This is a genomic window from Streptomyces sp. JLBG701, assembly GCF_058544905.1.
Map to the genome: position 1 here is coordinate 5,210,964 of NZ_CM178588.1, position 21,593 is coordinate 5,232,556.

At 70.9% G+C, this 21,593-nt stretch carries 19 protein-coding genes; 11 read left to right on the forward strand and 8 right to left on the reverse strand.

Annotated features, from left to right (window positions below; translation table 11 throughout):
* Positions 1 to 93: 93 nt before the first annotated feature.
* Positions 94 to 342, forward strand: coding sequence for a hypothetical protein (locus AC5DRG_RS23805; protein WP_491812650.1), 249 nt, complete (start codon positions 94 to 96; stop codon positions 340 to 342).
* On the opposite strand, the gene AC5DRG_RS23810 is transcribed toward AC5DRG_RS23805, so the two are convergent.
* From AC5DRG_RS23810 to AC5DRG_RS23820, 3 genes are all read right to left on the reverse strand, one after another.
* Positions 339 to 992: an HAD family hydrolase gene (locus AC5DRG_RS23810; RefSeq protein ID WP_491812651.1), complete on the reverse strand. Its 654-nt coding sequence runs from the start codon at positions 990 to 992 to the stop codon at positions 339 to 341. The two genes, AC5DRG_RS23805 and AC5DRG_RS23810, sit on opposite strands and share 4 nt — an antisense overlap.
* Positions 993 to 1,085: 93 nt before the next feature.
* Complete coding sequence (locus AC5DRG_RS23815) at positions 1,086 to 2,102, reverse strand: hypothetical protein (RefSeq protein WP_491812652.1); 1,017 nt, start codon at positions 2,100 to 2,102, stop codon at positions 1,086 to 1,088.
* A gap of 73 nt (positions 2,103 to 2,175) precedes the next feature.
* Positions 2,176 to 3,441, reverse strand: a complete 1,266-nt coding sequence (locus AC5DRG_RS23820) for an RNA-guided endonuclease InsQ/TnpB family protein (protein WP_491812653.1) — start codon at positions 3,439 to 3,441, stop codon at positions 2,176 to 2,178.
* 45 nt (positions 3,442 to 3,486) lie between these two features.
* Here AC5DRG_RS23820 and AC5DRG_RS23825 point away from each other — a divergent pair, with 45 nt between their 5' ends.
* Together AC5DRG_RS23825 and AC5DRG_RS23830 are read left to right on the forward strand one after the other, a co-directional pair.
* Positions 3,487 to 3,690, forward strand: a complete 204-nt coding sequence (locus AC5DRG_RS23825) for an Arc family DNA-binding protein (protein ID WP_491812654.1) — start codon at positions 3,487 to 3,489, stop codon at positions 3,688 to 3,690.
* Positions 3,691 to 3,823: 133 nt separating this feature from the next.
* On the forward strand, positions 3,824 to 6,358 hold the full coding sequence (locus AC5DRG_RS23830; RefSeq protein ID WP_491812655.1) for a helicase-associated domain-containing protein: 2,535 nt from the start codon (positions 3,824 to 3,826) through the stop codon (positions 6,356 to 6,358).
* 13 nt (positions 6,359 to 6,371) lie between these two features.
* Here AC5DRG_RS23830 and AC5DRG_RS23835 read toward each other — a convergent pair whose 3' ends face one another.
* Complete coding sequence (locus tag AC5DRG_RS23835) at positions 6,372 to 6,914, reverse strand: hypothetical protein (protein WP_491812656.1); 543 nt, start codon at positions 6,912 to 6,914, stop codon at positions 6,372 to 6,374.
* 391 nt (positions 6,915 to 7,305) lie between these two features.
* Between AC5DRG_RS23835 and AC5DRG_RS23840 the strand changes: the two genes are divergently transcribed.
* The 4 genes from AC5DRG_RS23840 (at position 7,306) to AC5DRG_RS23855 (ending at position 13,736) form a co-directional block, all read left to right on the forward strand.
* On the forward strand, positions 7,306 to 7,956 hold the full coding sequence (locus AC5DRG_RS23840) for a hypothetical protein (RefSeq protein WP_491812657.1): 651 nt from the start codon (positions 7,306 to 7,308) through the stop codon (positions 7,954 to 7,956).
* Between the two features lie 75 nt (positions 7,957 to 8,031).
* The gene (locus AC5DRG_RS23845) at positions 8,032 to 9,663 is read left to right on the forward strand and encodes a hypothetical protein (RefSeq protein WP_491812658.1); all 1,632 of its coding nucleotides are present in this window, start codon (positions 8,032 to 8,034) and stop codon (positions 9,661 to 9,663) included.
* Positions 9,660 to 12,035: a tetratricopeptide repeat protein gene (locus tag AC5DRG_RS23850; protein WP_491812659.1), complete on the forward strand. Its 2,376-nt coding sequence runs from the start codon at positions 9,660 to 9,662 to the stop codon at positions 12,033 to 12,035. The genes AC5DRG_RS23845 and AC5DRG_RS23850 overlap by 4 nt, the downstream gene beginning before the upstream one ends.
* 57 nt (positions 12,036 to 12,092) lie before the next feature.
* The gene (locus tag AC5DRG_RS23855) at positions 12,093 to 13,736 is read left to right on the forward strand and encodes a DNA repair helicase XPB (protein WP_491812660.1); all 1,644 of its coding nucleotides are present in this window, start codon (positions 12,093 to 12,095) and stop codon (positions 13,734 to 13,736) included.
* 167 nt (positions 13,737 to 13,903) lie between these two features.
* Here AC5DRG_RS23855 and AC5DRG_RS23860 read toward each other — a convergent pair whose 3' ends face one another.
* On the reverse strand, positions 13,904 to 15,043 hold the full coding sequence (locus AC5DRG_RS23860) for a glycosyltransferase 87 family protein (RefSeq protein WP_491813128.1): 1,140 nt from the start codon (positions 15,041 to 15,043) through the stop codon (positions 13,904 to 13,906).
* A 110-nt stretch (positions 15,044 to 15,153) separates the two neighbouring features.
* Positions 15,154 to 15,336, reverse strand: a complete 183-nt coding sequence (locus AC5DRG_RS23865; protein WP_491812661.1) for a hypothetical protein — start codon at positions 15,334 to 15,336, stop codon at positions 15,154 to 15,156.
* Positions 15,337 to 15,629: 293 nt separating this feature from the next.
* On the opposite strand from AC5DRG_RS23865, the gene AC5DRG_RS23870 reads away from it, so the two are divergent.
* Positions 15,630 to 17,681 carry a HelD family protein gene (locus tag AC5DRG_RS23870; protein ID WP_491812662.1) on the forward strand — a complete coding sequence of 684 codons (2,052 nt, stop codon included), beginning with the start codon at positions 15,630 to 15,632 and terminating at the stop codon, positions 17,679 to 17,681.
* 79 nt (positions 17,682 to 17,760) lie between these two features.
* On the opposite strand, the gene AC5DRG_RS23875 is transcribed toward AC5DRG_RS23870, so the two are convergent.
* Complete coding sequence (locus AC5DRG_RS23875; RefSeq protein WP_491812663.1) at positions 17,761 to 18,453, reverse strand: copper homeostasis protein CutC; 693 nt, start codon at positions 18,451 to 18,453, stop codon at positions 17,761 to 17,763.
* 127 nt (positions 18,454 to 18,580) lie between these two features.
* Positions 18,581 to 19,258 carry a maleylpyruvate isomerase family mycothiol-dependent enzyme gene (locus AC5DRG_RS23880; protein ID WP_491812664.1) on the reverse strand — a complete coding sequence of 226 codons (678 nt, stop codon included), beginning with the start codon at positions 19,256 to 19,258 and terminating at the stop codon, positions 18,581 to 18,583.
* A gap of 42 nt (positions 19,259 to 19,300) precedes the next feature.
* On the opposite strand from AC5DRG_RS23880, the gene AC5DRG_RS23885 reads away from it, so the two are divergent.
* The 3 genes from AC5DRG_RS23885 to AC5DRG_RS23895 all read left to right on the forward strand — a co-directional run bounded on the left by AC5DRG_RS23885 (position 19,301) and on the right by AC5DRG_RS23895 (position 21,588).
* Positions 19,301 to 19,963: an HD domain-containing protein gene (locus AC5DRG_RS23885; protein ID WP_491812665.1), complete on the forward strand. Its 663-nt coding sequence runs from the start codon at positions 19,301 to 19,303 to the stop codon at positions 19,961 to 19,963.
* A gap of 10 nt (positions 19,964 to 19,973) precedes the next feature.
* Positions 19,974 to 21,065, forward strand: a complete 1,092-nt coding sequence (locus AC5DRG_RS23890) for a GNAT family N-acetyltransferase (RefSeq protein WP_491812666.1) — start codon at positions 19,974 to 19,976, stop codon at positions 21,063 to 21,065.
* 118 nt (positions 21,066 to 21,183) lie between these two features.
* Complete coding sequence (locus tag AC5DRG_RS23895) at positions 21,184 to 21,588, forward strand: Pepco domain-containing protein (RefSeq protein ID WP_491812667.1); 405 nt, start codon at positions 21,184 to 21,186, stop codon at positions 21,586 to 21,588.
* Positions 21,589 to 21,593 lie beyond the last annotated feature (5 nt).

Sequence of the window (21,593 nt, forward strand, 5' to 3'; positions counted from 1 at the left end):
CGTTGGACCCGCCGGTACCAAGGCTAATGGTCTTCAGGCCGGTGACAAGACGTCGCCCGGTTGTTCCTTCGCGCAGGGAACTACCCTGGTCCGGTGCGTGACAAAACCCAAACGAATTCCGCCGCCGCCGGTGACCGACTGATCCGTGCCGGTGCCATCGTGTTCTTCATCGGCGCCGTGGCCACTCTGGTCACCGTGGCCCCGTTCCTGATCGGCACGACGCCATTTCCGACGTACATGTTCGGATTGAGCATGCTCATGGGCGTCGGCTTCCTGGTGGCGGGCGCGGGTGTGCTTCAGTCGATTGCCGCGGGGCGCCGTCAGGCGCGTGCCGGTCGCTAGAACATGCCCTGCTTAAGACTGTCCGAATCCGACAACCAGGCCGGGAAGTGCGTGAGATCGGGGAGCACGACATCCGCCCCGGCCGTACGCAGTTCCTCCGCATCGCAGGGGCCGGTCGCGACGGCGAGCGAGAAGGCGCCGGCCTTGCGGGCGCCGCGGACGTCTCCCACGTGGTCGCCGACGTAGATACTCGCGCCGTGCTCGCGCAGCGCGTCCGCCTTCTGCTCGGCCCACAGGTTGCCGATGACCTCGTCGGCGTCGATGCGCAGGTGCTCCAGGTGGAGCTTGGCGTTGGGCTCGTACTTGGCGGTGACGACGATCGCCCGCCCGCCGGCCTCTCGCACCGCGGCGATCGCCTCACGGGCGCCGGGCATCGCGGGCGTCGCGGCGATGGCGATCGTCGGGTACATCGAACGGTAGAGATCGCCTATGGCGTCGATCTGGTCCGTCGGGAACCAGTTGATCAACTCGTCCGCGAGCGGCGGCCCGAGGCGGGTGATCGCCAGGTCGGCGTCGATGTACGTCCCCGTCCGCTCGGCGAGCGCCGTGTAGCAGGCGTGGATGCCGGGCCGGGAGTCGATGAGGGTCATGTCGAGGTCGAACCCGACGGTCAGGACGGGAGAAGCGGCGGAAGACGTCATATGGGCCATTGTGCCCAGCCGGTACGACGGACAGGCCGGGGGTCGGTGTGACCTGCACCCTTTCTACGTCTTGTTCTGTGTCTTGTTCTCCGTCTTGTACGTCTACCGCTGTTTCTGCGAGCGCCACACCAGGTACAGCGCCGACGCGACGGCCGCGCCCCGCACCACCCACGGCCAGGTCTGCGCGACGGCGTCGTTCATCTGGCCCTCGGCGATGGGGTCGCCCCAGCGACCCTCGGTCCTGCCCCACAGCCAGGTCACCCCGGCGGCGACGGCGAGGCCGGGCAGGCCCATGACGGCCCACTTCGACTCGGTGACGGTCAGGCGGCGCGAGGCGTAGGCGATGAGCCAGCCCGCGATGAGGGCGAACCAGTTGCCGATGACCGCGCCCGCGACGAGGAGCACGGCGGCGAGCAGGAGGAGGGGGTTGCTCCAGCCACCGCCGGCACGGCGGAGAGGGCGTCGCGGGAGGAGCCGTCGGCGGGGCGCCTTCTCCGCCTCCTCGGCTTCCTCCGTCCCCCCTTCCTCGGACTTCTCGACGGCGGGGGCGGGCTTCTGGGCCCCCTCCTTCTCCAGGTCCTTCGGTGGCGGGGGCTTGAGCAGTTCCGGGATCTCCACGCCGCCGACGAATCCCGGGACGCTGTCCCCGACCCCGAACGGCGTGCTGTCCACCCGCCACCAGTCGGCCTGCGTGGCGCTGTTCCCGAGCTCGCTCGCGCCTGCGAGATGCGGCGGGGTGGGTGCGTCGTCAGGCGGGGGGCTCGGGTCGGCGGGGCGCGGTCGGGGGAACGGCACGACGCGGCGCAGCCCCTTCGGCCGCTCGTCCTCGTCTGTCTTCTCCCGATCCCGCTGTACGGGCACGGCGGCGGCCGGTGCCTGTGGCGTACCGGGGTTGACGCGGGCGGCCGCGACGACCTCGTCGGGGCTGCCCAGGCGGTCGATGATGCGGCGGACGGCGGCGGGGCTGTCCACGACGGCCTTGGCGCGGCTGCGGTCGATCTCCTCCCGCAGCTGCGAGACGAGGCGCATACGGGTGGAGGAGGGCAGCTGTCGTTGCTGCGCCACGTCACCGACCCGGCTCAGATACTCGTAGACGACCTGGTCGCTCTCGATACCCACGAAGTCCCCTCCGGGGTTGGTGCGTTGGATACCCCTTGACATCCTCCCCCTCTTAAAAGAGGAGGATTCCAGCCTACTTGGGCTGGGGTTCACGGACATTCGATCCCTTGCGGGGTGTTGTCCCTCCGGCACCGGCTGTTCGCCGGGGGCGGGGAATCCCGCCCTGTCCTGCCGCGACGTTGGTTGCTGCGTTGGTGTCCGCGTTGCAGGTGAAGCCGCAGAGGGAACAGACGAACTCGGCTTGGCTCTTGCGCGAGTTCTTGTCGATCCATCCGCAGGCGCTGCACCGCAGACTCGTGTACGGGGCGGGGATGTCCTCGACGCGGCCGGGAGCCTTGTGCTCGGTGCGCTGGCGGAGCAGGCCCCAGCCCTGGGCGAGGATGGCCCGGTTGAGCCCGGTCTTCTGCTTCACGCGTTTGCCGGGCTGCTCGGCCGTCCCCTTGGCCGAGCAGGTCATGTTCTTGATGTTCAGCTTCTCGAACCGCACGAGGTCACAGGTGCGGGCGAGCATGGTGCTGGTCTTCTCGCACCAGTCCTTGCGCCGGTCGGCTTCCCGTGCTTTGAGTCGGGCCGCCTTCGCGTACTCGGCGGTCTTGGCCTCGCTGCTCTTGGGGGCGCGGGCGGCGCGGCGCTGGTGTTTGCGGATCCGCGCCCGCTCCTTGGCCGTGAGCTGGGGGCAGTTCAGTTTCCGGCCGTCGGACAGGGCGGCGGTGACAGTCACGCCCCGGTCGATGCCAATGACCTCGCCCGTGCCGGGCGCGGCGATCGGTTCGGGGACGACCGCGAACGCGATATGCCACTGCCCGTTCTTGAGCGTGACGCGGAACGTCTTCGCCGACGGGAGTTCGGTGCGGGTGAGGCGGAACTTCACCCAGCCGCAGCCGGGTACCTTCGCCTGCGCCCACTTGCGGTTCAGTTTCTGCACGACGACCAAGCGGCCCAGGATCTGCTTGCCCGTCTTGGTGTTGAGCTTCGGCGTGCCGTCGGTGTTGAACTCCGGGACGCGGTCGGTGCCGATGACGCGGAAGCCCTCGTGGATGAACTTCTTTCGCCAGGTCGGCTCACCGAAGCCGGAGGTGAACCTGGCGTTCTTGGCCTTGGCGAAGTCCTTCAGGGCCTGCTGCTGAACGTCCGCATTCCCGGCACCCAGCCACTCGTTCTCGCGCCGGGCCTCGGTCAGCTGGCGGCACTGCTCGGCGAAACCGGGAGCGGGTTTGCGCCACCTGCGCCAGTGCGAGTGCTGCTCGACCGCCAGGTTCCACACGTACCGGGCGTGCGCGCAGTGCTCACGCATGACCGCCTCCTGGGCGGCCGTCGGGTGCATACGAAACCGAGCCATGGTCCCATCTTAGCTTGATTTTGGGTCCAGTGCCAGAATGGGACCATGACGAAGCATGTGAACCTGCGCCTCCCCGACGACGTGCACGAGATGGCCGTGGCCGCCGCGGCTGCCGACGACCGGTCCCTGAACTCATGGCTGATCGCCGTCGTGCGCCGCGCCGCCGAGCCCGGCGCGCCGAATCGCCCTGGCGGCGATCCGGCCTCCCCTGCCCCGCTACGCGGAAGCGGGCATTCACCCCGGCCCTGAAAGACCGGGCACCCTGCCCGGAAGCAAGGTGGTGAAAGACGTAACCGGTATCGGGCACGGTCACGGGCGGACGTGGGTGTCCAGGAAACCCGGGCGCCCCTCATCGTCGTACCCACCCGCTACCGTGGGTCGGATGAGCACCGAGGAGAAGCCGGCGGCCCCGCGTTCACTCGCGGAGGCACTGCGCGCGCGTGACGACGCCTCTCTGGCCGCACTCCTGCGCAGCCGCCCCGACCTCATCACGCCCGTCCCCACCGATCTCACGCAGTTGGCGACGCGGGCCGGCACGCGCGCGTCGGTCGTGCGGGCGCTGGAGCGGCTGGACCGTTTCGCGCTGCAGACGGCGGAGGCGCTGGCCGTGTCGGCGGAACCGGCGGCGTACGGCGAGTTGCTGGGGCTGCTGGCGGGTGACTCGGGCGATGCGGCGGTCGAGGCGGCGCTGCCCCGTGCGGTCGCGACGCTGCGGGAGCAGGCGCTGGTGTGGGGCGATGACCAGCGACTGCGGCTCGTGCGCACGGCGCGTGAGCTGCTCGCGCCCTCGCCGCAGCACCCGTCCCCGACGGGGCTGGGTCCCTCGGTGCAGGAGGCCACGGCGGGCATGTCGCCGGGCCGGATCCAGGAGATCGTGACGGCGGCCGGGCTGCCGTCGACGCACGACGCGGTGTCGGCGGTGGCTTCGCTGACGGCCCTCTTCACGGATCGCCGGCGGATGACGAAGCTGCTCGCCGACGCCTCGGCGGACTCCCTCGACGTCCTGCGGCGCCTGGTGTGGGGCCCGCCGTACGGCCAGGTGACGGCCGACCCCGCCGCCCGGCTGCGCTGGCTCCTGGACCGCGGGCTGCTGCTGCCGACGGCGCCCGGGACGGTCGTACTGCCTCGGGAGGTGGCCCTGCATCTGCGGGAGGGGCGGGCACACCGTGCCGTCGAGCCCGTGGCGCCCGTGGTCGAGGCCGCGGCCACGCATCGTCCACAGCTTGTGGACGGGGCGGCGGCCGGGCAGGCGTACACCGCTCTGGCGACCGTCGAGGAGCTGCTGAAGGACTGGGACGAGGGCGGTCCGGCGGTGCTGCGGGCGGGCGGGCTGAGCGTGCGCGACCTGAAGCGGACGGCCGTGGCACTGGACGCGGCGGAGCCCGTCGCCGCCTTCTGGGTCGAGCTGGCGTACGCGGCGGGCCTGGTGGCCTCGGACGGGGAGGCGGACGAGCGGTACGCGGCGACCCCGGCCTACGACGAGTGGCTGGAGCAGCCCGCCGCACAGCGCTGGGCGCGGCTCGCGGAGGCGTGGCTGTCGGCGACCCGGACGGCGGGGGTGGTGGGCGGCCGGGACGCGAAGGAACGCACGCTGTCGGCGCTCGGCCCGGGCCTGGATCGTTCAGCGGCGCCTGAGGTACGACACCGGGTGCTGGCCCTGCTCGCCGACCTGCCCGAGGGTGCGTCGCCAGCCGCGGAGTCGGTGCTGGCCCGGTTGCGGTGGGAGCGTCCGCTGCGGGGCCCGGAGCGAGACGACGACCTGCGCACGAGGCTGGCCCGCTGGACGCTGTCCGAGGCGGAGATGCTGGGCGTGACGGGGAGGGGTGCGCTGTCGGGGCAGGGGAGGGCGCTACTGGGCGTCCCGGCGCGAAATCGGCCGGCCGACGAGCCGACGGGCCCCGGCGACAAGCTGCCGGTGCACCACCGCCCACACCCGTCCCCCCTCCTGGAGCCCCTGACCCCGCCCGAACAGGCCGTGGCGTCGGCCTCCGCCGCCCGTCTCCTCGCCCCGCTCCTGCCCGAGCCGCTGGACCACGTCCTGCTCCAGGCGGACCTGACGGCGGTGGCTCCCGGCCCGCTGCAACGGCCACTGGCTGACATGCTCGGGGTGCTCGCGGACGTCGAGTCCAAGGGCGGGGCGACGGTCTACCGCTTCACACCGGGCTCGGTCCGCCGCGCCCTGGACGCCGGCCGGTCCGCCTCCGACCTGCACGACTTCCTCAACGCCCACTCCCGTACGCCCGTTCCGCAGCCGCTGGCCTACCTGATCGACGACGTGGCGCGCAGACACGGGCACCTGCGGATCGGTGCGGCGTCGGCGTACGTCCGCTGCGACGACGACGCCATGCTCAACGAGATCCTCGCCGACAAGCGCTCGGCGGGCCTGCGCCTGCGCCGCCTGGCACCCACGGTGCTGGCGTCCCAGGCGGACCCGGCGTCGCTCCTGGAGGGACTCCGGTCGATGGGCTTCGCCCCGGCCGCCGAGTCCGCCGAGGGCGACGTCCTGATCACCCGGGCTCTTGCCCACCGCACCCCGCCGCGCACCGCCCCCACCCCGGTCCCGGACGGCCCGCCGCCCCCGGACACCACGCTCCTGTCGGCGGCGATCCGCGCGATCCGGGCGGGCGACATGGCCGCCACGACCCCTCGCAAGCCCACGGAAACCCCCGCCACGAACGGCAGCCTCCCCCGCACCAGCAGCGCCGAGACCCTCGCCACCATGCAGGCCGCCGTCCTCACCGGCGAGGCCCTCTGGATCGGCTACGTCAACGCCGAGGGCTCCGCCAGCCAGCGCGTCATCGCCCCGATCCGCGTCGAGGGCGGCTTCGTCACGGCGTACGACCACACGGCGGACGAGGTACGGACGTATCCGCTGCACCGGGTGACGGGGGTGGCGGAGCTGGTGGAGGACGTGTGAGCGGCGGGCCCGGTCAGCAGACCTCCGTGACCCGGGCGTTCGCGGGGAGGCCGAAGTGGGCGAGCGCGGCGGCCTTCAGGGGCGTGTCCGACATGGTGCCGTCGAGTTCGGATTCGTCGAAGGAGCTGAAGTGGTCCTTCTCCCACTGCGCGTAGCCCTCCCCGTCCGGCGGTTCTTCCCGCGATACGACGCGGTAGTCGCCGTCCGTCTCCCGCTTCAGCCGCAGCACCTGCGGGTACTGGGAGCCGTCGCACTCCACGAGCTGGCCCCCGCGCTCCCCGTACGTCCTGCACAGCGTGGTGACGCCCGCCCGTACGACGCCGTCGCGCTCCTCCAGGTCCACCGCCTCCGCCCGGCAGAACCAGCGCGCCCTCAGGCCGGGCACCGTCTCCGCATACCCCCCGCCCTTCGAGTCGACCACGAGCCGCGCCTCGATCACCGGCCGCACCTCGCTCCACAGCCGGCCGTCGACACCCTGGGGCCACACCACCCACGCGCCCGTCGCCACCAGCACCCCCGTGGCCCCGAGCCCCACCCCCAACCTGCGTACCGACATCACCGCGAGCTCCTCACCACGCCGCGCGCCCGCGCCGCTCCCGCCCCTCCAGACACCTGTGCGGGGTCTTGGGTTGCACGTGGGGCCCGTCGGCTGTGGGCGTGATGAGCGTCGGTGAACGACAACGCCGGCCGTCGGCTGCGGGGGCGCCGCCAGTCATCGCCCGGAGTCGGCGGACGATCAGGGTGAACAGCTCCTGAGCGGTGATCCGAATCAGAAAATACGCAAAACGGCTGTATCGATCACGGCGGCCCGTGCTATCCCGGTGACAGCGCATCGTCGGACCGGATGCGGCATCGGGGGACGGCAGGGGGCGGCCGTGATGAGCGATCCAGGACCGGGAACACCGGGGCCGGGGGGTGGGCCGTCGGGCGACGGGCACGGACTCGGCATGAGCCCACGACTCGCCATCGGGCTGGCGCTGCTCGGCGCGGTCGCAAGCTTGCTGAGCGGTGTGCCGCAGGAGCTGGTCAAGGGCTGGTTCCAGGACAGCACCGGTCCGAACGCCGCTTCCGCGGCCTCATCGTCACCGACGACAGGAGGCTCCTCGACAGCCCCTGGCACGGGAGGCGAGGGAAACAAGGCATCCACGCCGGCCACGGACGGCTCAGAGGGCTCCGGTCTGTCGCCGGCTCAGCGGGACCTGGCCGACCGGGTCGAGGGCACGGACCTGTCCGGCTGCCACGGCGCTGAGACCGGCAGTTACGCCGCCGCCGCAATCAACTGCAAGTCTGCCAAGGGCCCCGAACAGGAGCCGCTCGCTCTCTCCTTCGACAACGCGGACGACCTGTCGACATGGCTGGCCGGAGTGAGGTCGCTCTTCACCGTCTCCGACACAGCCGCCGACTGCGAGCCCGACAAGAACTACGCCAGCACCTGGAGCCAGGACGGCGCCGAGACCGGAACATTGACCTGCTACTGGAAGGACGGCATCTACCGCATGGCCTGGTCCTTCGACGACCAGCTCATCGCTGTCGTGGCGAACGACTCGAACGCCGCGAACCTCATCGCGTGGTGGCGCACCGGCCCGGTGAACCCGTGACGTAGGGGGCGACTGTCGGACCATCTCAGCCTGGAGTGTCGGTGCGATGCGTCATCCTTGCGTCGGGGAGGCGATGTGGGCAGAGCATCGAGGAAGAAGCAGGAACAGCGGGCGCGGAGGACGGCCCCGGCCGCCTCGGCCGGCGCCATGACCGGCGATGACCCGCGCGCACTCGGCGACGAGGCGATCGGGCGACTGTTACGCGCGAACTCTCCGGAGAGGCCCAGCCTGGCCGCTGCCTACGCCGCCGGATTCGGGATGCTGTGGATGGCTCAGCAGGAGGGGACCGCCCCGCACTGGCACCGGGAGATCGACCCATTGGACGCGCTGTTCCTGGGCCTCCTCGCCTCCTGGCCGTTTCGTGACGAGGCCGAGTTCGCCAACGCGCGCGACGCATGGCTGCGCCTTCTGCGCGGCACCGTGCACGGCCGGGGCATCGAGCGCTTCGTCCGCGAGGCCGTCTCGGCCAGCGCGGAGCTGGGGCTCCCGGTGGACGACCCGGACCTGATGGTGGTGCTCGCCGGACGGCTGGAAGCGGCCGGACTCGACGCACGCCGGCTGCCCCGGCGACTGCTGCCCGAGACGTCTCTCCTTGCCTGCCGCGCGCTCTACGGGCCGTCCGTAGATCTGCGGTTCCCCGAGCCACCTGCGGACGCCGAGGAGCGGATCGAGCGGTTCTGGAGGTCCGGAGAAGAGACCGCCTGGGCCGAGGACACGCCCCAGGCCGTTCTCCGTGACGGGCTGCGCCGGTTCCATGACGCCGGGCAGCCGGTGGAGAGGGAGTCCGGCGTGCTGTTGCCTGCCTTGTACGCGGCGCTGCTGGCGAACCCGGGCGAGCCTCTGGAGGACATGGGCGAGCACGCATGGGCGTGGGCTCTGTCCCTGGACGAGACATCGACGCTGGTGCCGGTGCTCGACCTGCTCCTCGTCGCGCCCGAGCGGGAGATGTCCGTCGCCGACACCCTCGGATGTCTCTTCGCACTACCCGCGTTCACCGAACCGATCCCCTCGGACGCCCTGCTCTGGACCAGTTCTCCCGGTCTCGCCCTGCCGCGCCTGGCCTTCGGGATGGGCATGTCCGAGATATCCGCAGGGCACGGCGCGATCACCCCGGACGGGCTGGGCTGGGCCGGCATGCACGCCAGGATGCGCATCAGCTCCGCCGCCCGACGAGACGAAGCCGACCCCGACGAGACAGACGGCACCGACGAGACAGACGGTGCTCCGGGGGAACCGGACGAGCAATGGGCCGAGCGGCGCGAGGCCGTACGCGAGGCGGTGCTGCGCAAGGTCCGCCGCAAGGGCGGCGAGCGAGTAGCCGCGCACCTTCGGTCGGACCGCCCCGCCGAGCAGATCTGGAACGCGGACGGCAGTTCCGTGACGCGGCTGTCGGCCGACACCGGGAAACTCGTGAAAGCCCAGCTGGACGCCTTCCGAAAGAAGTTCGGCCGTGAGCCAGGACCGGGCGACCCGCTGCTCTTCGACCTCGATGCCGACGAACCCACCCCTATCACCAGGGAAGACGTCGACAGGGCGATGCTGAACATGGCGGAACTCTCGGCCGAGCTGGGCATCGACCCCGCGTTCTTCCAGGCCGGCCGCGAGGTCGGCTACATGGTCACCGAGGAGAACCAGGCCATGTTCACCAAAGCCGAGATCATCGCCTACGACAGAGCTGTCACCCGGTACCGGCAGGCCGGGGCATGACCGGCGACACCCGGAACCACATCGGCGGAGGAGTCTTCGTCGGCCCCGTCGTCCAGGCACAGGAAGTCACTCTGACGCTCCTGGACCGCCCGGACCCCGCGCTCGCCGGACTTCCCCCGGCGTCCGCGACCTTCGCTGGGCGCCGCGGCCTGCTGGACCAGGTCCTGGGCGCTCTGGCCCCGGCGCCACCGGACGAGCCGGCGGCAACCGTGGCGGTGACCGGGCTCGCCGGGGCGGGCAAGACCGAACTCCTGCTCCAGGCCGCCCACCGAGCGCTACGGGAAGAGGGCTGGTTCCCCGGCGGAGTCCTCTTCGTCGATCTGCACGGCTACGACCCGGAGCGCGGGGTGTCACCGAAACGTGCGCTCGGCGTGCTCCTGCGGGCCCTCGGCATCCCTCCGGAACACATTCCGCCCGGGACCGAGGAACGCGCGCGCATCTACCGTTCCGCACTCGCTGCGCTGGCCGCCGCCGGACGCCGGGTTCTGGTCGTTCTGGACGACGTGCCGCCCACCGGCAGGATCCGCCATCTCCTGCCCGGTGACGGGAGCACGGCCACGCTCATGTCCGCGCGGCACTCCCTCGCGGAACTGGACGTCCTGGCGCTCACCCTGCGGGAGTTGTCCGCCGCCGAAGGCCGGGAGCTGTTGGGCGAGGCCCTGCGCACGGCGCTGCCCGAGGACTCCCGCGTGGCCGACGAAGCCGAGGACGCCGAGCGGCTCGTCGCGCTGTGCGGCGGTCTGCCGCTGGCTCTGCGCATCGTGGCCTCCCTGCTCATGGACGTGCCGGCCCGGCCCCTGTCCCGCCTGCGCGGCGACCTTGAGGGCACGCGCCCCAGGCTCTCCGTGCTCAGCAGGGAGGAACGCGCCGTGGCCGCGGCGTTCGAGCTGTCCTACCGAAGGCTCACCGGGGAACAGGCGAAGCTCTTCCGGCTGATGTGCCTGCATCCCGGACCGGACTTCTCCACCGAGGCCGCGGCCCGGTTGTACGGCGAGAGCGTCGAGAAAACCGGTCGGCTCCTGGACGACCTGGGGCGCAGGCACCTGGTCGAGCCGCGAGAGCCGTACGGCCGCTGGCAGCTGCACAGTCTCGTACGGCTCTACTCCGAGGGGCGGCTCAGCTCGGACGGCGGCTCCTGGGACAACGACCTCATGCGTCTGTACGCCTACTTGCGCGAGATGACCGACCTGGCGTGCGGCACGCTGTTCGACCCCACGGGACCGCGCTCCGGGGCGAAGCCGGGCTTCGCCGATCGAGCCGAGGCGCTGCGGTGGCTGGAGGCCGAAAGGCGAACCCTGGTCGCGGCCGCCCTCTGGGCTCATGAGACCGGCAACGATCTGATGTGTCTGGCCCTGGCGGCACCGCTCGCGCACTTCCTGACAGAGATGCGGTACTTGGAGGAATCCAAAGCGGTACTGACCGCGGGCATCCAGTCGAGCCGACGGCGACGGGACAGTCTTTACCGGGCTGCCCTGCTGAGCTCCCTCGGCGTAGTACTCCGGGACCAGCGCAAACTGGGTAAATCCGTTCGCACGCACTACAAGGCCATCAAGATCTGCCGGAGGCTGAAGCAGCGCCAAGCCTTGGCCGGCGCACTGAACAACCTCGGGCTCTCACTCCACGAGCAGCGCAGGTTCGAGCAGGCCGTGGCAGCCCAAACCGAAGCAGCACAGCTGTTCAGACGTGCCGGTGACCGAACCGGAGTGGCACAGGCTCTGAGCAACATCGGAGAGACCCTGACCGAACTCGGCCGCAGAGAGGAGGCAGCTCGCACTCTCCGCAAGGCTGCGAAGATCTTCCGCAAACAGGGCGATCTGCGAGGTTACACCCAGGCTCTGGGCAGCCTCGCTACGGCGACGCGCGACGACGGGAAGGCCGAGCAAGCTCTGGAACTGCACAAGCGCGTGCTCGACCTGCCCGACGGCCTGCTCCTTCCCCATGACAGAGCGGTCGAGCTTTCCAACTACGCCGGCACACTCATCGCCGCTGGAAAGTTCGAAGCGGCCCTCACCGCTCAGCAGGAAGCACTGGGTATATTCCGGCGCCTGGGAGACCGTCACGGTGAGGCGACGGCCCTGGGCAACATGGCCCTCGTACGCCAGCGGCAGGGCAAATGGAACAAGGCTGTGCGTCTTCACACCCTCGCTCTGGAAGCCTTCCTCGAAAGCAGGGACGATCACCGCATGGCCCACGAGTTCAGGAGCCTGGCGGAAACTCTGCTCCAGCAGGGCTGCAACACCGAGGCCCTGGAGAATCTGGAGCTCGCCGCCGACCTGTATCACCGGACCGAGGATGCCGAACGTACTGCGGACACGCTCGCCCTGGTCGACAGGGTGCGAAAGCGGCACGGTGCCATCGCACGGCCCGCTTGATCGCTTGCGCATGAGGCACACTGGACGTTTGGCCGTGCGGAAGGGATGTGCACGTACGTGAATGGCCCACTCATCGTCCAGTCCGACAAGACCCTCCTCCTCGAAGTCGATCACGAGCTGGCCGACGACTGTCGTCGGGTCATCGCGCCGTTCGCGGAGCTGGAGCGGGCGCCCGAGCACATCCACACCTACCGTGTGACGCCGCTCGGGCTGTGGAACGCGCGGGCGGCCGGGCATGACGCCGAGCAGGTCGTGGACGCGCTCGTGCAGTACAGCCGCTATCCGGTGCCGCACGCGCTGCTCGTCGACATCGCCGAGACGATGGACCGCTACGGGCGGCTGACGCTGAGCAAGCATCCGACACACGGGCTGGTGCTCACCACCACCGACCGGCCGGTGCTGGAGGAGATCCTGCGCTCGAAGCGGGTCGCTCCGCTCGTCGGTGCGCGTATCGACCCCGACACGGTGGCCGTGCATCCCTCCGAGCGCGGGCAGATCAAGCAGACGCTGCTGAAGCTGGGCTGGCCGGCCGAGGACCTCGCCGGGTACGTCGACGGCGAGGCGCACCCGATCGAGCTGGACGAGGACGGGTGGGCGCTTCGGCCCTACCAGAAGCAGGCCGTGGAGAACTTCTGGCACGGCGGCTCCGGGGTGGTCGTACTCCCCTGCGGCGCCGGCAAGACGCTGGTCGGCGCCGGGGCCATGGCGCAGGCCAAGTCGACCACCCTCATCCTCGTCACCAACACCGTCTCCGCCCGGCAGTGGAAGCACGAGCTGGTCAAGCGGACCTCACTGACCGAGGACGAGATCGGCGAGTACAGCGGGACGAAGAAGGAGATCCGCCCCGTCACCATCGCCACGTACCAGGTACTGACGACCCGCCGTAAGGGCGTCTACCCGCACCTGGAGCTCTTCGACTCCCGGGACTGGGGGCTCATCCTCTACGACGAGGTGCACCTGCTGCCCGCGCCCGTCTTCAAGTTCACGGCGGACCTCCAGGCGCGGCGCCGGCTGGGCCTGACGGCGACCCTGGTCCGGGAGGACGGGCGGGAGTCCGACGTCTTCTCCCTCATCGGACCGAAGCGGTTCGACGCGCCCTGGAAGGAGATCGAGGCGCAGGGCTACATCGCGCCGGCCGACTGCGTCGAGGTACGGGTCAATCTCACGGAGTCCGAGCGGCTCGCGTACGCCACCGCCGAGACCGAGGAGAAGTACCGCTTCTGTGCGACCACCGCGACCAAGCGGAAGGTCACGGAGGCGATCGTCCGCCGCTTCGCCGGGCAGCAGATCCTCGTCATCGGCCAGTACATCGACCAACTCGACGAACTGGGCGAGCACTTGAACGCCCCCGTCATCAAGGGCGAGACCTCCAACGCCCAGCGCGAGAAGCTCTTCGACGCCTTCCGGCAAGGGGAGATCAGCGTCCTCGTCGTGTCCAAGGTCGCGAACTTCTCCATCGACCTGCCCGAGGCGACGGTCGCCGTCCAGGTGTCGGGCACCTTCGGCTCCCGCCAGGAGGAGGCCCAACGCCTCGGCCGCGTCCTGCGCCCCAAGGCCGACGGCCACCAGGCCCACTTCTACTCCGTCGTCGCCCGCGACACGATCGACCAGGACTTCGCCGCCCACCGCCAGCGCTTCCTGGCGGAACAGGGGTACGCGTACCGGATCATGGACGCGGACGAGATTCTGGCGGAGAGCTGAGCACGCATAGGAGCAGTCACAGGGAGGGGCGGATGGCTCAGCGTCGGTTTCACGAGGTGCTGTACACGGAACACGCCGCGCGGGAGCGTGATCGTCTGAGTGCCACGCACAGGGCTTCCCTGGACAAGGCCGTCGAGATGCTGGCCAGAGATCCCTACCCGGACGTGTCACGGTTGATCGGCGTCGGCGTGCGCGATCGCGAGGTCCGGCTCACCTCGGAGATCGTCGCGGAGTACGCGGTGTCCCGAGGGCGGTTGGTGCTGGTGACACTGCGGGTCTACGACGACCGGGACATCTTGCTGCCGTAAACAGGCTGAGACCAGGACGGCCAGCCCCAGCGCCGGATACGGCGACGCCAACGGCTCCTGCCACCAAGGGAGATGCAGGTCCAGGTCGCCCGCGTGCGGGAGCAGCCACATCGTGCGGGCCGTGAACAGGGTTGCCGTGAGGGCGGCCAGGCGGGGGTGGCCCTCGGCCAGGAGTACGGCCGTCAGCGGGATGCACCACACCCAGTGGTGGGACCAGCTGATCGGGCAGACGAGGAGGCCGGTGAAGGCCGTCAGGAGGATGCCTCGGCGGTCGTCGGGAGCGCGAGCCGCCAGCCAGAGGCCCGTGATTCCTACGGCTACCGCCGGGAGTGCCCAGGCCGGGCCTGGTGCCGGGTCGCCCAGGGTGCGGGCGACGAGGCCCTGGAGGGACTGGTTGTCCACGATCCAGGGCTTGCCGACGCGGTCGGTGTCGTAGAGGCGGCTGGTCCAGAAGTCGAGGCTGGCGGTGGGGAGCGTCAGGGCGCCCAGGGCCACCGTCCCCGCGAAGGCCGCCGTCGCCGTCGCCGCCTCTCGGTGTCGGCGGCGCAGCAGCAGGTACGCGATGAAGACCGCCGGGGTGAGTTTGATGCCGGTCGCGATGCCCAGGGCCAGACCCTTGGCGCGGGCGCCGGGCGGGCGGGTGAGGTCCCACAGGACCAGGCAGGCGATCGCCAGGTTGATCTGGCCGAAGAGGAGGGTCTGGAAGACGGGCTCCAGCCAGAGGGCCAGGGCGGTGAGGGCGCTTGTCGTGGCGAGACGGGTCGGGAGGCCGGCCAGGCGCGTTGAGAGGTGGACGAACCAGGCGAGCAGGAGCGCGTTGCCGGCGAGGAACGTCACCTTGAGGACGCCCACCGGAACCCAGGTGGTCGGGACGAACAGCAAGGCCGCGAAGGGCGGGTACGTGGCCGGGAGTCGCCACTCGGTGACGGTGAAGCCGTAGAGGTCGCCGCCGTGTACGACGGCCTCGCCCTCGGCCCGGTAGACCAGCGCGTCGGCCATCGGGATGCGCTGGAGCACGCAGAGGGCCGTGAAGGCGGTGAGGGAGACGGTAAGGAGGAGGAGTGGAGTTACTGCGCGTGATCGCCGGGTCACTCGGTGACCCTAGAGGGTCACTTGCGGCGGACGCCCATTTCCTCGCTGTACTCGCCGAGTATGACCACGTCGAACGCGGCGCCCGCGAACACCTTGACGGCTCGCAGGGCGTCGCCGAAGCGGTGCCGTCGGCCGCTCACGGCGGCGGTGGCACCCGCCGGGCGGCGGGTGGGGGCTGGGGTGAAGGTTGCTGCGCTCATGTATCCATGGTGGCTCTCGACACATAAGGACGGCATCGGTCTGCGGGGCGAACCTCGGTAGTGCCGGTGTACGACTCCGGAGGGACCCCTGCCCCTCAGGGTGGAGGGCGCGTCCCCTAGGGGGAGTGCCTGAGAACTACCGGGCGGCCGGAAAACCCGTTGGCTTACGACTCCCCCGCTCACCTAGAATCTCCGCTCTTGCCCGCCTCCCCTCAGGGAGTGCCGCCGCCCGGCCGGAAACCGGACGGCATCCCGTAATTCCCTTACACCGCAGGTCTTCCGGAGGCACCCCCTTGTCCACGCCCGCCGATCCCGTCGACTCCGCCGATCCCCTCGCCCGCGAACGCACCCACCTCTCCTCCTCGCGCTCCGCCCTGCGCGCGATGCGTGAGGACGTGGAGTCCCTCGACATCAGTGACGTCACCGCGAACTGGGTCAACGCCGAGGTCCTGGCCCGCCAGATCGACGAACGCATCAAGGCCCTCGCCGACCTCAGCGACACCCCGCTGTTCTTCGGCCGCCTCGACTACCTGCACGCGCCCGGCGCGGACCAGGCGGAGGGCGCGGAGGGCGAGCGCTTCTACATCGGGCGCCGGCATGTGCACGACGCGGGCGGCGACCCGATGGTGATCGACTGGCGGGCGCCGGTGTCGCAGCCGTTCTACCGGGCGTCCAAGAAGGACCCGATGGACGTGGCGCTGCGCCGCCGCTTCGGATACACGGGCGGCGACCTCACGGCGTACGAGGACGAACACCTCTCCGACCCGGCCGAGGCGGCCGCCACCAGCAAGCTGCTCCAGCAGGAGATCGAGCGCCCGCGCGTGGGCCCGATGCGCGACATCGTCGCCACGATCCAGCCCGAGCAGGACGAGATCGTACGCAGTGGGCTCGGCGGAACCGTCTGCGTGCAGGGTGGTCCCGGCACCGGGAAGACCGCCGTCGGCCTGCACCGCGTCGCCTACCTCCTCTACGCCCACCGCGAGCGGCTCGCCCGCACCGGCACCCTCGTCATCGGGCCGAACAAGTCCTTCCTGCACTACATCGAGCAAGTGCTGCCCGCGCTGGGCGAGTTGGCGGTCCGACAGGCGACGGTCGACGACCTGGTGGCGCACGTGGAGGTCAGGGGGTCGGACGAGGCGGCGGCCGCGATCATCAAGGGCGACGCCCGGATGGCGGAGGTGCTGCGGCGGGCGGTCCGTTCGCACGTGACCATGCCGACCGAGCCCGTCATGGTCGTACGCGGATCCCGGCGCTGGCGCGTCCCGGCGTACGAACTCGAAGGCATCGTCCGCGAGTTGCTCGACCGCGACATCCGCTACGGCGCCGCCCGCGAGGCCCTGCCGCAGCGGATCGCGCATGCGGTGCTGGTGCAGATGGAACGGTCGGGTGAGGCCCCGGACGACCGGGTGCAGGACTCGGTCGCCCGCAACAGCGCGGTGAAGGCGGCCGTGAAGGCCATCTGGCCGCCGGTCGAACCGGCGAAGCTCGTGCTGCGGCTGTTGACGGACGCGGACTTTCTCGCCGTACACGCGGACGGGCTTCTCGACGAGGACGAGCAGAAGACGATTCTGTGGCAGAAGGCCGTGCGGTCGGTGAAATCCGCCAAGTGGTCAGCTGCCGATGCCGTGTTGATCGACGAGACCAACGACCTGGTGCAGCGGACGCACTCGCTCGGGCATGTCGTTCTCGACGAGGCGCAGGATCTCTCCCCCATGCAGTACCGGGCCGTCGGGCGCCGCTGCACCACCGGGTCGGCGACCGTCCTCGGCGACCTCGCACAGGGCACGACGCCTTGGGCGACCCGTAGTTGGGACGAGGCGCTGGCCCATCTCGGTAAGGCGGACGGGGTCATCGAGGAGCTGACGGCCGGTTTCCGCGTGCCGACGGACGTCATCTCGTACGCCTCCCGGCTCCTCCCGCACATCGCACCCGGGCTCACGCCTGTCGCGTCGGTCCGTGAGAACCCGGGGTTCTTCGAGGTCCGTGCGATCGTCGGGGCGGGCGAAGTCGTCGCCTTCTGCGAGGAGTTGTTGCGCAACGAGGGGTCGACGGGGCTGATCGCGGCCGACGCCCGCATCCCGGTGCTGGCGGAGGCGCTGACCGCGGCGGGCATCGGCTATCTGGCGCCGGGCGAGGAGACGACCCTCGAAACCCGGCTGACGCTGGTGCCGGCGTCGCTGGCGAAGGGGCTGGAGTACGACTACGTGGTACTGGACGAGCCGCAGGCCGTGGTGGACGGGGAGCCCGACGAACGGACGGGGCTGCGGCGGCTGTACGTGGCACTGACCCGGGCGGTGTCGGGGCTGATCGTGACGCATGCAGCACCTCTGCCGCCGCAGCTGTGAGCGCCGCTTGATGTTGTCTGCCGGGTGCGGGTGGGTGGGGGCTGGTCGCGCAGTTCCCCGCGCCCCTAGGTGGGGACGGTCAGCGTTCGTCCAGAGCTTGGCGCCACTCCCGCACCGCCTCCGCTGACACCGGGGCCGTCCAGCCCTCCGGCCTTGCCGCGCCGCCGATGTGAAACGCGTCGATTCCCACGGCGAGCAGCTGCGGCACGTGGTCTAGCCGCAGCCCCCCGCCCACCAAGAGCCGCTGTTCGTACCCTGGCTCCCCGCGCCGCCCCGCCTCGCGGAGCAGCGTGGGGAGGCCGGTGTCCACACCATCCGCCGAACCCGCCGTGAGGTAGGTGTCCAAGCCGGGCAGGCCGTCCAACTGCTTGCGCAGGGCGTCGCGGTCGGCGCAGTGGTCGATCGCCCGGTGGAAGGTCCAGGGGCAGCCGTCCAGTTCGGCGACGATCCGCTCCACGGAGTCCAGGTCCACGCCACCGTGGGCATCGAGGAACCCGAGCACGAACTGGTCGGCGCCGGCGGAACGGAGTTCCCCGGCGACACGTACGAGCCGGTCCACGTCCCCCGCGGCGAAACCGTCCGCGAGGCGCAGCATCACGCGCAGGTCGATGTCGACGGCGGCACGGATCGCGGCGAAGGTCCGGGCCGGCGGGGTGAGCCCGTCGGCCGCGATGTCGGTGATCACTTCGAGGCGGTCCGCACCTCCGGCCTGGGCGGCGACGGCGTCCTCGGCGCCGAGGGCGATCACCTCCAGGACTGCACGCATGCTCATAGGACCCCTTCCGTCGGTGTTCCCTGGAGCGGCTACAGGTCTAGTCCAATCTCAGGGTACGCGGGCGAACAGCGAGCCGCGAGATCACCCCCGTCAGCCGTCAGCCGAAGTTGTCAGCCATCAGCCGTCAGCCAAAGATGTTCAGCTCCTCCGCCTTCGCCCCCGCCAGCTCGTACGCCGCCCCGTCCGGCACCGGCCGCCCCGCATACAGCCGTACGAGCGTGGCGGCGTCGCCGATGTACCGCGCCGGCGTCCGCTCCCCCGACACCTCCCCGAGCCGCACCGGCTCGTCCACGTCGTCGAGGTCGGCGTGGAGGGGCAGGTGGCCCAGCTCGCGGGTGTACCGGGAGAGGAGGGTGAGCGCGTACGGCAGCCCCTCTCCCGTGTACGCCCCGGGCTCCCCGAGGGCGTCCCGTACGTCTCCTGCGTGCACCCACTCGCCCAGCGCGACCGCGTCCAGGGCACCACGCGTCCTGGCGATCGCCGGGCCGGCCGCGGTCATCCCCCGCTCCAGTTCGTCGACGACCTGCGGGTTCGTCCAGTCGGCCCGCTCGGCGATGTCCCGGTCGTTCGCCTCGGGCGAGAACGCCCCCTTCTCCAAACGGCGCTCCACCACCCGGGCCAGCACCGCCGAGCAGTGCGCGAGCACATCCCGCACGGTCCAGCCCGGACACGCGGTGGTCGCCAGCGCGAAGTCGTCGTCGGGCCGGGAGCGCAGGAGAGGGATCAGCGCGTCGCGTTCGACGGCCAGGAGTCGGCCGGGGAGGTCGGGGTCGCGTACGTCGTGTGCGTCGGCGTAAGTCATGGGTTCCACGCTAGGCCGGGACGGCGAGGGAGAATAAGGGGCATGGCCGATCTTGACGCCCTTCGCGCCCGCTGGACCCGTGCCCTGGAAGGAGCCCGGGGGGCCGGCGGCGGGCCCGACCCCGTGCCGTACGCCGACAACCTGCTGGCCCGCTGGCAGGAGCCGCAGCGCCGCTATCACACGCTCACGCACCTCACGGCGGTCCTGGACCACGTCGACGTACTGGAGAAGCACGCCGACGACCCGGACGTCGTACGCCTGGCCGCCTGGTTCCACGACGCGGTCTACCTCCCCGACCGCTCCGAGAACGAGGAACGCTCGGCCCACCTCGCGGAACGCGCGCTCCCCGAGGCCGGGGTGTCGACCGACAGCACCGCGGAGGTCGCCCGCCTGGTCCGCCTCACGGTCACCCACGCCCCGGCCGACGACGACCGCAACGGCCAGGTCCTGTGCGACGCCGACCTGGCGATCCTGGCCGCGCCACCCTCCGCGTACGCCGCCTACACGGCCGCCGTCCGCGAGGAGTACCACTTCGTCCCGAACGACGCCTTCCGCGAGGGCCGTTCGGCGATTCTGCGCCAACTCCTCGCTCTGCCCAGCCTGTTCAGGACTCCGTACGGCCAGGAGAAGTGGGAGGCGACGGCCCGTTACAACCTCACCGCCGAGCTGGAAATGCTGTCGCCCCCGGCGGACCCGGCCACATAGTCTGCGGTCCATGCGTGCAGACGGCGGGGACCAGGTGGAGGAGGCCGTCGCGAGCTGTGTCGCGGCGCTGCGGCCGGCGGTGGAGCGGGACTGGGCGGCGGTGAAGGCCGGCGGGTTGGAGTGGAACGTCCACGAGACAGCGGTCCACGTCGCGGACGACCTCGTCGCGTATGCGGCCAATCTCGCGGGGCGCGCCCACGACGCCTACGTCCCCTTCGAACTCGCCCTCGACGAGGGCACCGACAACGCGGGCCTGCTGCACGTGATCGAGACGACCGGCGCCCTGCTCGCCGCCACCGTCCGCACCACACCCCGCGAGGTGCGGGCCTTCCACCCGTACCCCTTCCGCAGCGCGAACCGCGAGGGCTTCGCCGCGATGGGCATCGCCGAGGTCCTGCTGCACACGTACGACATGACCGCGGGCCTGGGTCTGACGTACGAACCGCCCGCCGAGCTGTGCGAGTTCGTCCTCACCCGGATCTTCCCGCACGTCCAGCCCGGCGCCGACCACTGGCGCACCCTACTGTGGGCCACCGGCCGCGGCGAACTGCCCGGCCGCGCCCCGCTCACCGAGTGGCGCTGGAGCAACAACCTCGTCATCCCCGCCGAACACCTCACCCTGGAAGGCGTCACCCCGGCGTCCGCGTCCGACCTGACCATGGGCGGCGACGGCGGCTTCGAGTGGGTCGAGGGCGGCCCGTTCCAGGGCACCCGGGACGCCGCCGGAATGCTGCTGAAGGCGTACGAAGCGGGCGCGCTCCGGCCGGAGTTCGGCGTGTTCGTGCTGGTCCGCCGCGAGGACGGCCGCGCGGTAGGCGCCATGGGCTTCCACGGGCCCCCCGACGAGGACGGCCGCGCCGAAATCGGCTACGACCTGGCGGAATCCGCCCGCGGCCACGGCTACGCCACCGAGTCCCTGCGCACCCTGTCGACCTGGGCCCTGGCCAGGGACGACGTACAGGCCCTCCTCGCGAAGACCGCCCCCGACAACACCCCGTCCCAGGCCGTGCTCACCCGCGCGGGCTTCACCAAGGTGAGCGAGGACGAGGGGCACGGCGAGGGCCAGGACGAAAGGCTGTTCGTCTACGAACTCCGGGGCTGAGCCCGGATCCGCCGGGCGAACCCACGCATCGCCGACCCCAAAGTCCCCTGTCACAACTAAAGTTGGCTCTCCAACCAATTCGGTGGGCTTTCGGTGGGCTGAGGGGGACAGGGGACGCATGAGCGAGCAGGCCATGGACCGGGTCGGGGGAGCCGAGGAGACCGCGGAGGGCGCAGCGGCCGAGGCGGCGGTGGACGGGCTGACTCTGCCCTTCTGGGTGACAGTGACCGAGGAGGACGTCGAGTCGGCCGGGCAAGGTGGCGACTCGATGGGCCTGTTCAGCAACGACGGTGAGGCCGTACTGCGCGCGGTGCCGCTCGGCCCCCTCCGCAAGAACCTCGCCGACACCGTCGACGCCCTGCAGCGCGTCTTCCAGGAGGTCTCCGCCCGCGGCGGCACGCTCCCGCTCGCCGAGGCGCAGCTCTCCTTCCAGGTCACCGCGAGCGGCGGCGTCCAACTCCTCGGCACCGGGCAGATCCAGGGCACCCGCGGACTGACGCTGACGTTCAAGCGTCCCGCCTGATCCGG

Bases quoted from the DNA above. Each gene is read 5' to 3' on its own strand.
- AC5DRG_RS23830 (WP_491812655.1), top strand. From the start codon at position 3,824: ATGAGCACCGAGGAGAAGCCGGCGGCCCCGCGTTCACTCGCGGAGGCA.
- AC5DRG_RS23890 (WP_491812666.1), top strand. From the start codon at position 19,974: ATGCGTGCAGACGGCGGGGACCAGGTGGAGGAGGCCGTCGCGAGCTGT.
- AC5DRG_RS23835 (WP_491812656.1), bottom strand. From the start codon at position 6,914: ATGTCGGTACGCAGGTTGGGGGTGGGGCTCGGGGCCACGGGGGTGCTG.
- AC5DRG_RS23825 (WP_491812654.1), top strand. From the start codon at position 3,487: ATGACGAAGCATGTGAACCTGCGCCTCCCCGACGACGTGCACGAGATG.
- AC5DRG_RS23865 (WP_491812661.1), bottom strand. From the start codon at position 15,336: ATGAGCGCAGCAACCTTCACCCCAGCCCCCACCCGCCGCCCGGCGGGT.
- AC5DRG_RS23850 (WP_491812659.1), top strand. From the start codon at position 9,660: ATGACCGGCGACACCCGGAACCACATCGGCGGAGGAGTCTTCGTCGGC.
- AC5DRG_RS23810 (WP_491812651.1), bottom strand. From the start codon at position 992: ATGGCCCATATGACGTCTTCCGCCGCTTCTCCCGTCCTGACCGTCGGG.
- AC5DRG_RS23875 (WP_491812663.1), bottom strand. From the start codon at position 18,453: ATGAGCATGCGTGCAGTCCTGGAGGTGATCGCCCTCGGCGCCGAGGAC.
- AC5DRG_RS23860 (WP_491813128.1), bottom strand. From the start codon at position 15,043: ATGGCCGACGCGCTGGTCTACCGGGCCGAGGGCGAGGCCGTCGTACAC.
- AC5DRG_RS23840 (WP_491812657.1), top strand. From the start codon at position 7,306: ATGAGCCCACGACTCGCCATCGGGCTGGCGCTGCTCGGCGCGGTCGCA.
- AC5DRG_RS23885 (WP_491812665.1), top strand. From the start codon at position 19,301: ATGGCCGATCTTGACGCCCTTCGCGCCCGCTGGACCCGTGCCCTGGAA.
- AC5DRG_RS23880 (WP_491812664.1), bottom strand. From the start codon at position 19,258: ATGACTTACGCCGACGCACACGACGTACGCGACCCCGACCTCCCCGGC.
- AC5DRG_RS23820 (WP_491812653.1), bottom strand. From the start codon at position 3,441: ATGGCTCGGTTTCGTATGCACCCGACGGCCGCCCAGGAGGCGGTCATG.
- AC5DRG_RS23895 (WP_491812667.1), top strand. From the start codon at position 21,184: ATGAGCGAGCAGGCCATGGACCGGGTCGGGGGAGCCGAGGAGACCGCG.